Here is a 15,630-nt window from a genome sequence, read left to right on the forward strand (position 1 = left end):
CGGGGGGGGGGGGGGGGGGGGGGGGGGGGGCGGGGGGGGGCCCGCGCGCGGGGGGGGGGGGGGGGGGGCGGGGCCCCCCCCCCCCCCCCCCCCCCCCCCCCCCCCCCCCGGAAGGGATCAGGCGGCGGTCTCGCGCAGTCGCATCAGTGACCGCACGAGCCGGTCGACATCCTCGGGGGTGTTGTAGAGGGCGAGGGAGGCCCGAGCCGCCCCCTCCAGGCCGTAGTGCCGCAACGCGGGCTGGGCACAGTGGTGACCGGCCCGGACGGCGATTCCGTCCTGGTCGAGCCAGTCGGCGATCTCGGCCGGCTCATGTCCGGCGAGCGTGAAGGTCAGGACGGCCACCTTGCCGGGTGCGGAACCCAGGATCTCCAGGCCCGGCAGGCCCGCCAGCGCTTGCTGGGCGTAGGCGGCGAGGTCGCTCTCGTACTGGGCGACGGCCTCCCGGTCGAAGGAGGTCAGCCAGTTCAGGGCGGACAGAAGGCCGACGACTCCGGCGATGTGGCCGGTGCCGGCTTCGAACCGGTGCGGGACGGGCGCGTAGGTGGTGTGTCCGAAGTCCACCGAGTCGATCATGTTCCCGCCGCCCTGCCAGGGCCGCATGCCCCGCAGCACCTCCGGCTTGGCGTACAGGGCGCCGATGCCGGTGGGCGCGAAGACCTTGTGTCCGGAGAAGGTGTAGAAGTCGGCGTCCAGGTCCTGGACATCGACCGGGAAGTGCGCGACCGCCTGGGCTCCGTCCACGAGCACCCTGGCCCCGTGGCGGTGGGCCAGCGCGGTCATCTCCCGGACGGGTGGCACGGTGCCCAGGACGTTCGAGGCATGGCTGAGCGCGACGAGTTGAGTACGGAAGGACAGCAGGTCGGCATAGGCGTCCAGGTCGACCTGACCGTCCCGCTGGAGGGGTACCGGGACCACCCGGGCCCGTCGCTCCTTGGCGATCTGCTGCCAGGGAACGATGTTGGCGTGATGCTCGAACACCGGGACCAGGATCTCGTCGCCGGGGCCGAGGTTGTCCCGCCCCCAGCTCTGCGCGACGAGGTTGATCGCCTCGGTGGTGCCGCGGACGAAGATCACGTCTTCCGGCGCGGACGCGCCCAGCAGATCCGCGACCGCGGCGCGGCCTCCTTCGTACGCCTCGGTGGCTTCCCGCGCCATGGTGTGCGCGCCGCGGTGGATGTTGGAGTTGGCGGAGGCGTAGTAGGTGGTCAGTGCCTCGATGACCTGACGCGGCTTCTGGGTGGTGGCGCCGTTGTCGAGCCAGACCAGGGGGTGGCCGTTGACCGTTCGGTGCAGGACGGGTATGTCCTTGCGCGCCATGTCCGGGGAGAAGGCGCCGTGACCGCCGGGCTCTGCGGGAGGCCGCTCCGCGACGGCGGCAGCGGGGCGGTACGGGGGCGGGCTTGTGGGGGCTTCGCGCCCCGCGAGGTCACGCGTAGTCATGGTACTTGGACACCTCGACGTTCTGCAGTACGGCGGTGGCGTCCTCCACCAGCACGGCGGCGTTGAAGTAGGCCGTCATCAGATACGAGTTGATGCCCTTCTGGTCCATGCCCATGTTCCGCATGGCCAGGCCCGGTTCCACCTCGTCGGTCACCTTCGACGGACGCAGCCCCACCACACCCTGCTCGGCCTCGCCCACGCGCATCAGCAGGATCTCGGTGGTGCCCATGCCGGCCCGGCCGGAGAAGCGCACCTTGTCCGAGGGCAGCAGCGGCACACCGCGCCACGTCAGCAGGGGACTGCCGAACCGGGTGTCGGTCAACGGGGGCACTCCCCGGCGGGTGCACTCCCTCGCGAAGGCGGCGATCGCCCGGGGATGGGCGAGGAAGTACGCCGGTTGCTTCCAGACCCTGGTCAGCAGCTCGTCCAGGTCGTCGGGTGTGGGCGCGCCGGTGCGCGCCTGCACGCGCTGGCCGGGGGCGACGTTGTGGAACAGGCCGAACTCCGGGTGGTTCAGCATCATCGCCTCCTGGCGCTCGCGCAGCGCCTGGACGGTCAGATCGGCCTGGGACCTGGTCTGGTCCATGGGCTCGTTGTAGAGGTCGGCGACGCGACTGTGCACGCGCAGGACGGTCTGGGCCAGGCTCATGTGGTACTCGCGTGGGGTGTCCTCGTACTCCACGTACGTTCCCGGCAGGTCCGGTTCGCCGACGTGTCCCGAGGCGAGGTCCACCGGCACCTCGGAGCCCGGCTCCGGCGCGCCCCCGGCGGTGTAGGCGTCCAGCGCCGCTCGCAGTCGCTCGTCGCGGTCGCCGAGCCGGGACAGCTCACCGCGGCCGATACATAACGCCACTCCGCGCGTCAGTGCCTTGACCTGGTGGGGCATGGGGGCTTCACGGGTCCAGGACGCGAGGTCGAAGAACTGGCCGTCACCGATCACTTCCAGGACGGCTTCGTCGCCGTAGCGGCCGGTGACCCGCTTCTCCGCCTTGCCCTGGACGAACACCCACAGCCGCTCGCAGGGCTCGCCCTCCGTGGCCAGGACCTCGCCGGCCTCGAAGGTGACGGTGGTGAACGAGCCGGCCAGTTCGGTGAGCAGGTCGGAATCGGCCTCGCGCAGGTAGGGAATCTCCCGCAGATCCTCGACCACGACACGATGAGTGCCGTTCTCGCTGTAGCTGCTGATCCTGTCGTCGCCCAGCACGAAAGTACGGCGGCGGTTGACGCGGTAGACGCCGGACTCGACGTCCACCCATGGCAGCGCCCGCAGCAGATAGCGCGGGGTGATCGCGCGCATCTGCGGCCGGGTCTTGGTGGTGGTGGCCAACTGCCGTGCGGCATCGGGGCCGAGGCTCAGCTGGTGATCGTTCATCGTGACCTCCCGGAGACGGTGCGAATCAGTGCCCCGTCACCATCACGTCTGCGATCATCCGCCACAATCGATCAGGTGCTCGCAGCAGTCTTGAACTCTTCGAACGGTGAACGGACGCGTTCACCATTACGTGCACCCGTCCTGCCGCCTCTCCCTCGATCACGAGCCGATAAGCGGGAGCGTGAGGAGGGGAACGGTGGCCGAAGCGCCTCCGGGCGGGAGTTTCGACAGGGCACAGACGACCTAAAATAATCCCATTCGAGTAATGTGTAATTCATTTAGTGTGATTTATATGGCGCCGAGCCGGCTCTCGCTCCGCGCACCGTCCGAAGGCCCCCACCGACTGCTGACAGTCACGCTGCTCACAGTCACTTCCACGCACGGGTGAGAGCAAGGTTGCGCGCTGGTCACCTTGAGGCACCAGGGCGAAACGCGTCGTACCTACGGTCAGGAACCACCATTCGATTCCCGTCCGTGGAGGCGTGATGACTGCCCCGACCACCACCACCGCAGCGCGCGAAGGAGGCCGCTGGATCGAGCAGTGGGATCCGGAGGACGAAGCCTTCTGGAAGGAGACGGGGGAGCGGGTGGCCCGGCGCAACCTGGTCTTCTCCATCCTCTCCGAGCACATCGGTTTCTCGGTCTGGACCCTGTGGTCGGTCATGGTCCTGTTCATGGGGCCCGAGTACGGCATCGACCCCGCAGGGAAGTTCTTCCTGATCGGCATGGCCACCCTGATCGGCGCGATCGCGCGGGTGCCGTACACCTTCGCCGTCGCGCGGTTCGGCGGCCGCAACTGGACGATCTTCAGCGCGCTGATGCTGCTCCTGCCGACCGGCGCCGCCTTCGCGGTGATGGAGCCCGGGACCTCGTACACCACCTTCATGATCGTCTCCGCGCTCACCGGGGTCGGCGGCGGGAACTTCGCCTCGTCGATGACCAACATCAACTCCTTCTTCCCGCTGCGGCAGAAGGGCTGGGCGCTGGGGCTCAACGCCGGCGGCGGGAACATCGGGGTGCCGCTCGTACAGCTCGTCGGGCTGCTGGTGATCGGGACCGCCGGGGCGGCGCAGCCGCGGATCGTCCTCGGGGTGTACATCCCGCTGATCGTCGTCGCCGCCGTGTGCGCCGCCCTCTTCATGGACAATCTGGCGCCGGTGAAGAACGACACGGGGGCGGCCAGGGAAGCCGTACGCGACCGGCACACCTGGATCATGTCGGTCCTCTACATAGGGACCTTCGGCTCGTTCATCGGATACAGCTTCGCGTTCGGGCTGGTGCTCCAGACACAGTTCGCGCGCACGCCGTTGCAGGCCGCGTCGATGACGTTCATCGGGCCGCTGCTCGGTTCGCTCGTACGGCCCGTCGGCGGCAGGCTCGCCGACCGGTACGGCGGCGCCCGCATCACCCTGTGGAACTTCGCCGCGATGGCCGCCGCCACCGCCGTCGTGGTCTTCGCCTCGCTGATCGAGTCGCTGAGCGTCTTCCTCGTCGGATTCGTCGCGCTGTTCCTGCTGACCGGGCTCGGCAACGGGTCGACGTACAAGATGATCCCCGGCATCTTCCACGCGAAGGCGCTGGACCAGGGCATGACCGGCGAAGCCGCCGCCGCGTACGGGCGCCGGCTGTCCGGGGCGTCGATGGGGCTGATAGGAGCCGTCGGGGCGCTCGGCGGGCTCGGCATCAATCTCGCCTTCCGGCAGTCCTTCCAGACGGCCGGCACCGGCACCGCGGCGTTCGTCACGTTCCTGCTCTTCTACGCCGTCTGCGCGGGCCTCACCTGGGCGGTATACCTTCGGAAGGTACCGGCCGGGCCCGTCCCGGCCACCGAGACGAAGCCCAGGCTCGGCTACGCGGAGGTGTGAGCCGCAGACGGTGGAGCGGTACGTAACAACGCCGACATGTGGGCGAACCGGGCCTGTCACGCACGCTTGACAGGCTCGGTCGCTTCAGCGCGAGCTGGACGGCCACGAGCCGGACGACACTGGTAAGACCGGACGACACCGGTAAGAGACGACACGAGTGGCACACGAGGTGAGGAGAGGCATGAACGCCGAGCAGCACGGCCCCCTCGCCGGATTCACGATCGGCGTCACGGCGGCCCGGCGGGCCGAGGAACTCGGCGTGCTGATCCAGCGCCGCGGCGGCTCCGTCGTGCACGCGCCCGCACTGCGGATCGTGCAGCTCGCGGACGACGCGGAACTGCTCACCGCCACCAAGGAACTGATCGACCAGGTGCCCGACGTGGTCGTGGCGACGACCGCGATCGGCTTCCGGGGCTGGGTGGAGGCCGCCGACGGCTGGGGACACGGCGAGGACCTGCTCGCCTGTCTGCGCGGGGTGGAACTGCTCGCGCGCGGGCCCAAGGTGAAGGGCGCCATCCGGGCGGCCGGGCTCACCGAGTCCTGGTCACCGTCGTCCGAGTCGATGGCCGAGGTGCTGGACCGGCTCCTGGAGGAGGGCGTCGAGGGCCGCCGGGTCGCTCTGCAACTGCACGGCGAGCCCCTCCCCGGATTCGTCGAGTCGCTACGGGCCGGGGGCGCCGATGTCGTCGTCGTACCCGTCTACCGCTGGATGCCCCCGCAGGACATCGCCCCCGTCGACCGCCTCATCGACGCGGCCCTCGCACGCGCCGTGGACGCCGTCACCTTCACCAGCGCGCCCGCCGCCGCCTCGCTGCTCTCCCGCGCCGAACAGCGCGGACAGCTGCCGGAACTGATCGCCGCCCTGCACCACGACGTACTGGCGGCGTGTGTCGGGCCCGTCACCGCGCTGCCGCTCCAGGCGCACGGCATCGACACGGTCCAGCCGGAACGCTTCCGTCTCGGGCCGCTCGTCCAGGTGCTCTGCGCGGAGCTGCCGGCCCGCGTCAGGGCGCTGCCGGTCGCGGGCCACCGCCTCGAGATCCGGGGCCACGCCGTTCTCGTCGACGGCGATCTGCGTCCGGTGCCGCCCGCCGGGATGGCCATGCTGCACGCACTGAGCCGCCGGCCGGGCTGGGTGGTGTCCCGGGCGGAACTGCTGCGGGTACTCCCGGGCGCCGGCCGTGACGAGCACGCCGTCGAGTCCGCGATGGCCCGGCTGCGGACCGCGCTGGGCGCGCCGAAGCTGATCCACACCGTGGTCAAACGCGGCTACCGGCTGGCGCTGGACCCGTCCGCGGACTCCAAGTACGCGGATACGTGAGGCACGGGGAGCGGCGCTCCCGCACGACGGCCCGCCGGACGCGGCCGCGCGGTCATGTGCGCGGCCGCTGATCCGTGTCCGGTGCCAGGGGTTACGGGCGCGCCCCGGGGCAGGCACTCTGAAGAGGACGGCACTGCACGACACGGCACCCACCGGTGGACCCGAGGCGGTGACAGGCGCATGGCGGCGGGCATGGGCTCGATGGGCTCGTACGAGTGGCGGTTCGACTCCGGGCGCGTCTGCCTGGATCTGGTGGCCACATCAGAGGCCACCTCACGAGGGTGGGAGCGGCTCGACGGCTCCGTACCGCTCGGCCGGTGGCTGATCGCCGCCGGCCTGCTGCCGGAAGGGACGAGGCTCGCGCAGGCGGACGCCCGCTGGGTGCGGTCCTTCGCCGAACTGCGCGCCGCGATCGAGCGGTTGGTACGCGCCGAGATCGAGGGCCGCGAGGCGTCCGCGGCCCTGGAGCGGGTCAACGCGCTGGCCGCCGGGCCGCCGCCGGCGATCAGGGCCGTACGGGGCGCGGACGGCACGCTCGTACGGGCGCTGAGCGCCGAACCGGCGTGCGAGACACTGCTGGCCGCCGTGGCCAGGGACGCGGTGGAACTGCTCACCGATCCGGCCGCGCGGGCCCGCCTCCGGCAGTGCGAGGGGGACAACTGCCGCCGGGTGTACGTGGACACCTCGCGCGGCCGGCGCCGCCGTTGGTGCTCCAGCGAGGTGTGCGGCAACCGTGAGCGGGTAGCAAGGCACCGTCGCAGGGCGGCGCTGACACAGGCCTGACAAACCGGAGATCCAGGCCTGAACAGACCCCGGCCCCGGGCCTGAACAGACCGGGTGGCCAGGCCTGAACAGACCGGAACCGGCCCAACCCCGACCCGGGCGGGCCCACCGCGGAACCGAACGTGGGCGCGATCCGGACCTGAATCCCGGTCAACTCGGGCCGGAATCAGGGTTCAACCCGGGCGTGTTGCCGTACGAGGGGCACAACAGGGGCGCACGGAAGCTCTCGCCGCCCTCGTTATCGCAACGTTCTTGCGCGATTTTCGGCCAAGTGCGCACAGCTTCTCTGCGGCTTCTCGACAAGACCTCCATGGGCTCTACATGGAATCTGCATAGGGTCCCGGACCGGGGCGGAACCGCCCATGCCGCCCCCCGGCGCCTGTAAAAGATCTTGAAAGTTTTTCCCGCATCATTGAGCGTCCCCGGGCGGACACCCGTAGTCATGAGGGAGAAGCAGCCATGAAGGTCTCGACCGGGAGGTTTAGGTGCGCAAGGATGCGGCCGTGGCCGATGACCGCCCTCACCGGGCCCGACACCGGAGCGCGACACCGCGCACCAACTCTCCCGCGCCTGACGAGGAGTTGATGCGAGCTCTTTACCGGGAACATGCCGGACCGCTGCTCGCCTACGTCATGCGTCTCGTCGCGGGCGACCGCCAACGAGCCGAGGACGTCGTGCAGGAGACGCTCATCCGTGCCTGGAAGAATGCCGGTCAGCTCAACAGTGCGACCGGCTCTGTCCGACCCTGGCTGGTGACGGTCGCCCGGCGCATCGTCATCGACGGTCACCGCAGCCGGCAGGCCCGGCCGCAGGAAGTCGATCCGTCGCCGCTGGAGGTCATGCCCGCGGAGGACGAGATCGACAAGGCGTTGTGGCTGATGACGCTCTCTGATGCACTCGAGGATTTGACCCCTGCTCACAGGGAAGTCCTCGTAGAGACGTATTTCAAGGGACGTACGGTGAACGAGGCGGCCGAGACGCTCGGCATACCCAGCGGGACCGTGCGCTCACGCGTGTTCTACGCACTGCGTTCCATGAAGCTCGCGCTGGAGGAGAGGGGGGTCTCTGCATGACCACGCACGAGCAGTACGGACGGGGCGACGAAGGCACGGTGCACGAAGCCGTCGGCGCGTATGTACTCGGCATTCTCGATGAATCGGACGCCATCGCCTTCGAGGCGCATCTGGCCGGCTGCCGGGTGTGCGCGGTCCACATGGAGGAGTTCGCGGGGATGGAGCCGATGCTGGCTCTGCTGGCGGACAATCCGGATCCGTTCGCGTCCCTCGCGCCACCGGGCCCACCGGGCCGGATGTCCCCACCGGGTCAGACGTCCCCACCGGTCACCCCCCTGTCCCAGTTGCCGACGCCCTCCGTCTCCGTACAGCCCACTCCACGCCTCTTCGACCGTCTCGTCGACGAGGTGGCCGTCAAGCGCGCCCAGCGCAAGCGCCGGGGCATGTATCTGATCGCCGCCGCCGCCGCGCTGATCATCGGCGGGCCCCTGGGGGTCGCCACCCTGTCGGGCGGCGAGAAGGCCCCCGACACGCTGGCGCGTCCCACCACCCTGGCCGAAGACTTCAAGCTCATGACGGACAAGGTCGACGCGACCGACGCCACCACCGAGGTCAGCGCGACCGTCGCCATGGAGCCGAAGGCCTGGGGGACCGAGACCGCCCTGGAGCTGAAGAACGTCAAGGGCCCGCTCAAGTGCAGCCTGATCGCCGTTTCCAAGACCGGTGATGAGGAAGTCATCACCTCCTGGTCGGTGCCCGAGTGGGGCTACGGCCTCCCGGACAGCCCCAACCCGGCCGGAAAGAGCCCCCTCTACATCCAGGGCGGTACGGCCATGGACCAGGACGACATCGATCACTTCGAGGTCCGTACGTTCGACGGCAAGCGACTGGTGGAGATCGACGCCTGACATACCCGCCCCCTTCGCGTACGGTTGACGGCTGCCCGACGCACGTCATGAAGGGGGCCTCGGTGGCCGCGCAGGATGCCGCTGTTGAATCCGCTGGACCCGTCGTCGATCCCGTACGCGACACGGGGCACGACTCCGTACGCGCCCGTGAGATCGGCGTCGAACAGCGCCATCTGGACCAGGTGTACCGCCGCCTCGAGGAGAAGATCCACGAGGCGGAGTTTCTGATGAACGATGCCGCCAAACGGGGGCAGGTAGGCACACCGGGAGCCCTCGCCGAACGTGACGCCCAGGTCTTCCGGGCCGGGATCCACCTCAACCGGCTGAACAACGAGTTCGAGGACTTCCTCTTCGGCCGGATCGACCTGCTGCCGGGCAAGGACGGGAAGAAGGGCCCGGACGGCGCCTTCACCTCCGTCGAACCGGCCGACGACGCCATCCGCCCCGACAGGACGGCCGAGATCGCCGAGACGCTGCACATCGGCCGGATCGGCGTCCTGGACTCCGACTACTCACCGCTGGTCATCGACTGGCGCGCGCCCGCCGCCGCGCCGTTCTACCGCTCCACACCGGTCGATCCGGGCCGGGTCGTACGGCGCCGGGTCATCCGCTCCAAGGGCCGCCAGGTCCTCGGCGTCGAGGACGACCTGATGCGCCCGGAGGTGACCGCGTCGCTTGACGGCGGGGCGCTGCCGGTCATCGGTGACGGCGCGCTGATGGCCGCGCTCGGCCAGGCGCGCAGCCACACCATGCGGGACATCGTCTCGTCCATCCAGGCGGAGCAGGACCTGGTGATCCGGGCGCCCGCCGCGTCTGTCACCGAGGTGTCGGGCGGTCCGGGGACCGGCAAGACGGCCGTCGCGCTGCACCGTGCCGCGTATCTGCTCTACCAGGACCGGCGGCGGTACGCGGGCGGCATCCTGGTCGTCTCGCCGACGCCGCTGCTCGTCGCGTACACGGAGGGCGTGCTGCCCTCGCTGGGCGAGGAGGGGCAGGTGGCGATCCGCGCGGTCGGGTCGCTGGTGGACGGCGCGGAGGCCACGGCGTACGACGAACCGGCCGTGGCCCGTGTCAAGGGCTCGGCGCGGATGCTGAAGGTGCTGCGCAAGGCGGCCAGAGGCGCGCTCGAAGGCGCCCTGACCGGGCCCGGCTCCGCCGAGGCGCGCGGTGGCGGACGCGGCAGGACCCGGGGCGGGCAGCGGACCGGCCAGCTGGCCTTCGGCGACTTCGGTGACGACGGGAGCGGGACCTCCGACGGCTCCGGCGTTTCCGACGGCTCCGGCACTTCCGACGGCTCCGACGGAGACACGCCCACCCGGACCGTACGGACCGACCTGCTCCGGGTCGTGGCCTTCGGCCGCAGGCTGGAGCTGGAGGCCGGCGAGCTGAACCGCATCCGGCAGTCCGTGCTCGGTGGCACCGCCCCCGTCAACCTGCTCCGGCCACGGGCCCGAAGACTTCTGCTGGACGCCCTCTGGGCGAAGTCCGGAGCCGCCGCGCGCGCCGACGAGTACACGTCGAAGGGCGATGCCGAACTGGCCGCCGAACTGCGCGGCGGCTTCGACGACGACATCACCTCCGAGGACTCCTTCCTGGAGTTCCTGGACGCCTGGTGGCCCGAGCTGACCCCGCGTGGGGTGCTCGCAGCGATGGCCGACGAGCGGCGGCTGGTCCGCTGGTCGCGCCGCGTCCTCAACCAGGGCGAGACCCGGCGCCTCGCCCGCTCGCTCAAGCGGCTGGGAGCCGAGGGCGACGGCCCGCTGTCCGTGCACGACGTGGCGCTCCTCGACGAGTTGGAGACGCTGCTCGGCTCGCCGCCGCGCCCCAGGAAGCGCCGCGACCTCGACCCGCTGGACCAGCTGACCGGGCTGGAGGAACTGATGCCGCAGCGCGAGGAGTCGCAGCGGGAGCGGGCCGAGCGGCTGGCGGCGGAGCGTACGGAGTACGCGCACGTCATCGTCGACGAGGCACAGGACCTGACACCCATGCAGTGGCGGATGGTCGGCCGCCGGGGACGGCACGCCACCTGGACGGTCGTCGGCGACGCGGCGCAGTCGTCCTGGTCCGATCCGGACGAGGCCGCCGAGGCCCGCGACGAGGCGCTCGGCAGCCGCCCGCGCCGCCGCTTCACCCTGACCGTGAACTACCGCAACCCCGCCGAGATCGCCGAGTTGGCGGCCAAGGTCCTCACCCTCGCCATGCCCGGGATGGAGTCGCCGAGGGCGGTGCGCTCCACGGGCGTACGGCCGCGGTTCCGGGTCGTACAGGACGGCGACCAGGCCCAGGCCGTACGGGCGGAGGCGCAGCGGCTGCTGGACCAGGTGGACGGCACGGTCGGGGTGGTCGTGGCGATGAACCGGCGCGAGCAGGCGGCGCGCTGGCTGGCCGGGCTCGGCGAGCGGGTGGTGGCGCTGGGCAGCCTGGAGGCCAAGGGCCTGGAGTACGACGCGACGGTCGTGGTGTCCCCGGCGGACATCGCGGACGAGTCCCCGGCCGGCCTGCGGGTGCTGTACGTGGCGCTCACCCGGGCGACCCAGCAGCTGACGGTGGTCTCGGCGGCCCGCGACGAGCCGGACGCGCAGGGAGTACCGGACCTGCTCCGGGATTGATTCCTGGTCAACTCGCGCTGGAGGAATCACTTCCCGGAGTGGTTTGTTAGCCTGGGTGTGGCACCGGCCCGATCCAAGCCCCCGGGCCCAACCTTCGTCGCTACGAGCGACCACTTGCCGCGAGGCGAGCATGGCGGGTCGGTGCCACTTTCACAGACATCGCGGAGCTGATGACCCGCTTCACGAAACCTTCCTGTCAACAGGCCTTCACGCGCAGTTGGTGAAGGCCTGCTTCCATGGACTCGTGGTTTCCGTCATTCCGTTGCGAACGCCACGACCAGGCACGCTCCGGGTCCTCTCGTATGATGGAAAACACTTTCCTGAGGCCCAGGGCTTTACCTGCTACCCGCGGGTAGGTGCGACCATCGGTAAGCACCGCAGGGACCTCGGTCGGGCGGCGCGGCAATAAGGCTAGGGAAAGAAGAGGAACACGGTCATGGCAACGGCGCCCAGCGTCTCGTACTCGATGACGGTCAGGCTGGAGGTTCCCGCGAGTGGTACCGCGGTATCCCAGCTGACCACTGCTGTGGAGTCCTCCGGCGGCTCTGTTACCGGCCTGGACGTGACCGCCTCCGGCCACGAGAAGCTGCGGATCGATGTCACCATCGCCGCCTCTTCCACCGGCCACGCGGACGAGATCGTCGAGGAACTGCGGAAGATCGAGGGGGTCACCCTCGGCAAGGTCTCCGACCGTACGTTCCTGATGCACCTCGGCGGCAAGATCGAGATGCAGTCCAAGCATCCCATCCGCAACCGTGACGATCTCTCGATGATCTACACGCCGGGTGTGGCCCGGGTCTGCATGGCGATCGCGGAGAATCCCGAGGACGCCCGCCGGCTCACCATCAAGCGCAACTCCGTGGCGGTCGTCACGGACGGCTCCGCCGTCCTGGGCCTGGGCAACATCGGCCCCAAGGCCGCGCTGCCCGTGATGGAGGGCAAGGCGGCCCTCTTCAAGCGCTTCGCCGGCATCGACGCCTGGCCGCTCTGCCTGGACACCCAGGACACCGACGCCATCGTCGAGATCGTCAAGGCGATCGCCCCCGGCTTCGCGGGCATCAACCTGGAGGACATCTCCGCGCCCCGCTGCTTCGAGATCGAGGCACGGCTGCGCGAGGCGCTGGACATCCCGGTCTTCCACGACGACCAGCACGGCACCGCGATCGTGGTGGTGGCCGCGCTGACCAACGCGCTGCGCGTGGTCGGCAAGGCCTTCGGGGACGTACGGGTCGTCATGTCCGGTGCGGGCGCGGCCGGTACGGCCATCCTCAAGCTGCTCATCGCCGCGGGCGTCAAGCACGCGGTGGTCGCCGACATCCACGGTGTGGTGCACGCGGGCCGCGCCGACCTGGTCGACGCCGCCCCCGAGTCGCCGCTGCGCTGGATCGCCGACAACACCAACCCCGAGGGCGTCACCGGCACCCTGAAGGAGGCCGTGGTCGACGCGGACGTCTTCATCGGCGTGTCGGCCCCGAACGTGCTGGACGGCGACGACGTCGCGGCCATGGCGGACAACGCGATCGTCTTCGCGCTCGCGAACCCCGACCCGGAGGTCGACCCGGCGATCGCGCGCGAGACGGCCGCGGTCGTGGCCACCGGCCGCTCCGACTTCCCCAACCAGATCAACAACGTGCTGGTCTTCCCCGGTGTCTTCCGAGGCCTGCTGGACGCCCAGTCCCGTACGGTCAACACCGAAATGATGCTGGCCGCGGCGGAAGCCCTCGCGGACGTCGTCACGGAGGACGAGCTCAACCCGAACTACATCGTGCCCTCGGTCTTCAACGACAAGGTCGCGGGCGCTGTGGCGGGCGCGGTGCGCGAGGCCGCCAAGGCGGCCGGTGTGACGGAGTCGGCACCGAGCACCCACGCGTAACCCACGGGGCACGGGGTAGCCGACCGTTCACGGCGGCACACCGCGGTCCGGCGGAACGCTCACCCTGTGGTGAGTCCCACTCCGGGCACCCCGTGGTGTGCCGTACGTCCGCCCGACGCCCGGCGCGTCGCGATTCGCCGGGCCCCACGGGCCCCTCTAGGGTGGCGGACCATGAGCCCCGCCGCTCCAGGGAGGTTTTCAGGGCCTTCGGGGGGTTCACGGCTCCAAGGCCAAGGCTCCGAGGAGTCCCCACAGAGTCGACGGAACGTCACGACGACGAGGCAGTGGCGCTTTCGTGTGACTCCGGAGGGTGCCGGATTGGCTTTCCCGCCGCTGGTGGGGGCAGGATGCGTATTCGGGCGCGAGGGTCTGTCAGCAGACCCGGGTCCGGGGACTGTCCGAGGGCCCTGGCAGCATCGGCTTCGATCTCACGCCTTACAGGCAAGAAGAACACGGGAGTAACAACATGAACCGCAGTGAGCTGGTGGCCGCCCTGGCCGACCGTGCCGAGGTGACCCGCAAGGACGCCGACGCCGTGCTGGCCGCTCTCGCCGAGACGGTCGGCGAAGTCGTCGCCAAGGGCGACGAGAAGGTCACCATCCCCGGCTTTCTGACCTTCGAGCGCACCCACCGTGCCGCTCGCACCGCTCGTAACCCGCAGACCGGCGACCCGATCCAGATCCCGGCCGGCTACAGCGTGAAGGTCTCCGCGGGCTCCAAGCTCAAGGAAGCCGCCAAGGGCAAGTAAGACCTCTCCCGAGCCCCGACCGGGCCCGGGAAAGCACAGGGGCGGCCGTCCGAACCGGACGGCCGCCCCTGCTGTGTGTCCGGACACGGGTCACGGGTCAGATGTGACCCGCGCGGGGTCACACGTGGTGCGCGGGTCACACGTGGCCGGAACACGTCGGACACACACTCAGAAGGGGCCGGGCGGGGCATGTGTGCCCCTGTGCCCACCGCGGAGACACCTGTGGCCCCGCTCCGAGGAGCGGGGCCACAGGCGGTGCTGTACGGGAAGCGGCCGGTCCGGGCGGCTTCCTGGTGGCCGGCCTCCTTCTGGTGGCCGGCCCGCCGTCAAAGAAGGCCGGCGGTCAGAGAAGCGCGCCGCCCGGGAGTTCGACCTTCGCGCCCAGCTCGACGAGCTTGTCCATGAAGTTCTCGTAGCCGCGGTTGATCAGTTCGATGCCGTGGACCCGGGACGTGCCCTGGGCCGCCAGCGCCGCGATCAGGTACGAGAAGCCGCCGCGCAGGTCGGGGATGACCAGATCCGCGCCCTGGAGCCGGGTCGGACCCGACACGACCGCCGAGTGCAGGAAGTTGCGCTGCCCGAAGCGGCAGTCCGAGCCGCCCAGGCACTCCCGGTAGAGCTGGATGTGCGCACCCATCTGGTTGAGCGCGGAGGTGAAGCCGAGCCGTGACTCGTACACCGTCTCGTGGACGATGGACAGCCCCGAGGCCTGCGTCAGGGCCACCACCAGCGGCTGCTGCCAGTCGGTCTGGAAGCCGGGGTGTACGTCCGTCTCCAGCGCGATCGCGTTGAGCGAGCCGCCCGGGTGCCAGAAGCGGATGCCCTTGTCGTCGATCTCGAAGGCACCGCCGACCCGGCGGAAGGTGTTGAGGAACGTCATCATCGACCGCTGCTGCGCGCCGTGCACATAGATGTTGCCCTCGGTCGCCAGCGCCGCGGACGCCCAGGAGGCGGCCTCCAGGCGGTCCGGCAGCGCCCGGTGCGTATAGCCGTCGAGCCGGTCGACACCGGTGATCCGGATCGTCCGGTCGGTGTCCATCGAGATGATCGCGCCCATCTTCTGCAGTACGCAGATGAGGTCCTCGATCTCCGGCTCCACCGCCGCGTTCGACAGCTCGGTGACGCCCTCGGCCAGGACGGCCGTCAGCAGCACCTGCTCCGTCGAGCCGACCGACGGGTAGGGCAGCCGGATCTTGGTGCCGCGCAGCCGCTGCGGGGCCTCCAGGTACTGGCCGTCCGCCCGCTTCTCGATCGTCGCGCCGAACTGGCGCAGCACGTCGAAGTGGAAGTCGATGGGCCGGCCGCCGATGTCGCAGCCGCCGAGCCCCGGGATGAAGGCATGACCGAGCCGGTGCAGCAGCGGGCCGCAGAAGAGGATCGGGATGCGCGACGAGCCCGCGTGGGCGTCGATGTCGGCGACGTTGGCGCTCTCGACGTGCGTCGGGTCGAGGATCAGCTCGCCCGGTTCGTCGCCGGGGCGTACGGTCACGCCGTGCAGCTGGAGCAGTCCCCGTACGACACGTACGTCGCGGATGTCGGGCACATTGCGCAGCCGACTCGGGCCGCTGCCGAGGAGTGCGGCGACCATGGCCTTGGGCACCAGGTTCTTCGCACCGCGAACGCGGATCTCGCCCTCCAGCGGGGTTCCGCCGTGGACAAGCATTACATCGTCTGTGCCGGTCATGAATCTCGCGT

At 70.2% G+C, this 15,630-nt stretch carries 11 protein-coding genes; 8 read left to right on the plus strand and 3 right to left on the minus strand.

Features of this window, described 5'->3' with window-relative positions; genetic code table 11:
- Positions 1 to 117: 117 nt before the first annotated feature.
- A complete protein-coding gene (locus tag ACIOJD_RS06930; RefSeq protein WP_401909181.1) occupies positions 118 to 1,443 on the minus strand; it encodes a SufS family cysteine desulfurase in 1,326 nt (441 codons plus the stop codon).
- A complete protein-coding gene (locus tag ACIOJD_RS06935) occupies positions 1,430 to 2,815 on the minus strand; it encodes a family 2B encapsulin nanocompartment shell protein (RefSeq protein WP_401909184.1) in 1,386 nt (461 codons plus the stop codon). Before ACIOJD_RS06935 ends, ACIOJD_RS06930 begins: the two co-directional genes overlap by 14 nt.
- A 485-nt stretch (positions 2,816 to 3,300) precedes the next feature.
- Between ACIOJD_RS06935 and ACIOJD_RS06940 the strand changes: the two genes are divergently transcribed.
- The 8 genes from ACIOJD_RS06940 (at position 3,301) to ACIOJD_RS06975 (ending at position 13,935) form a co-directional block, all read left to right on the plus strand.
- Positions 3,301 to 4,680 carry a nitrate/nitrite transporter gene (locus tag ACIOJD_RS06940; RefSeq protein ID WP_401909187.1) on the plus strand — a complete coding sequence of 460 codons (1,380 nt, stop codon included), beginning with the start codon at positions 3,301 to 3,303 and terminating at the stop codon, positions 4,678 to 4,680.
- 181 nt (positions 4,681 to 4,861) lie between these two features.
- On the plus strand, positions 4,862 to 6,001 hold the full coding sequence (locus ACIOJD_RS06945; protein WP_401909190.1) for a uroporphyrinogen-III synthase: 1,140 nt from the start codon (positions 4,862 to 4,864) through the stop codon (positions 5,999 to 6,001).
- Positions 6,002 to 6,181: 180 nt separating this feature from the next.
- Entirely contained in the window at positions 6,182 to 6,784 is a 603-nt protein-coding gene (locus tag ACIOJD_RS06950) for a CGNR zinc finger domain-containing protein (protein WP_401909193.1), read from the plus strand.
- Between the two features lie 485 nt (positions 6,785 to 7,269).
- A complete protein-coding gene (locus tag ACIOJD_RS06955) occupies positions 7,270 to 7,857 on the plus strand; it encodes a sigma-70 family RNA polymerase sigma factor (protein WP_401909196.1) in 588 nt (195 codons plus the stop codon).
- Positions 7,854 to 8,705: a zf-HC2 domain-containing protein gene (locus tag ACIOJD_RS06960; protein ID WP_401909199.1), complete on the plus strand. Its 852-nt coding sequence runs from the start codon at positions 7,854 to 7,856 to the stop codon at positions 8,703 to 8,705. The genes ACIOJD_RS06955 and ACIOJD_RS06960 overlap by 4 nt, the downstream gene beginning before the upstream one ends.
- A 62-nt stretch (positions 8,706 to 8,767) precedes the next feature.
- Complete coding sequence (locus tag ACIOJD_RS06965; protein WP_401909202.1) at positions 8,768 to 11,314, plus strand: HelD family protein; 2,547 nt, start codon at positions 8,768 to 8,770, stop codon at positions 11,312 to 11,314.
- Positions 11,315 to 11,750: 436 nt separating this feature from the next.
- Complete coding sequence (locus ACIOJD_RS06970; protein WP_401909205.1) at positions 11,751 to 13,187, plus strand: NAD-dependent malic enzyme; 1,437 nt, start codon at positions 11,751 to 11,753, stop codon at positions 13,185 to 13,187.
- 466 nt (positions 13,188 to 13,653) lie between these two features.
- A complete protein-coding gene (locus tag ACIOJD_RS06975; RefSeq protein ID WP_004571953.1) occupies positions 13,654 to 13,935 on the plus strand; it encodes an HU family DNA-binding protein in 282 nt (93 codons plus the stop codon).
- Positions 13,936 to 14,278: 343 nt separating this feature from the next.
- On the opposite strand, the gene murA is transcribed toward ACIOJD_RS06975, so the two are convergent.
- A complete protein-coding gene (gene murA, locus ACIOJD_RS06980) occupies positions 14,279 to 15,619 on the minus strand; it encodes a UDP-N-acetylglucosamine 1-carboxyvinyltransferase (RefSeq protein ID WP_401909207.1) in 1,341 nt (446 codons plus the stop codon).
- Between the last annotated feature and the right edge of the window lie 11 nt (positions 15,620 to 15,630).

Source organism: Streptomyces sp. NPDC088116, assembly GCF_044741745.1.
Classification (GTDB): domain Bacteria; phylum Actinomycetota; class Actinomycetes; order Streptomycetales; family Streptomycetaceae; genus Streptomyces.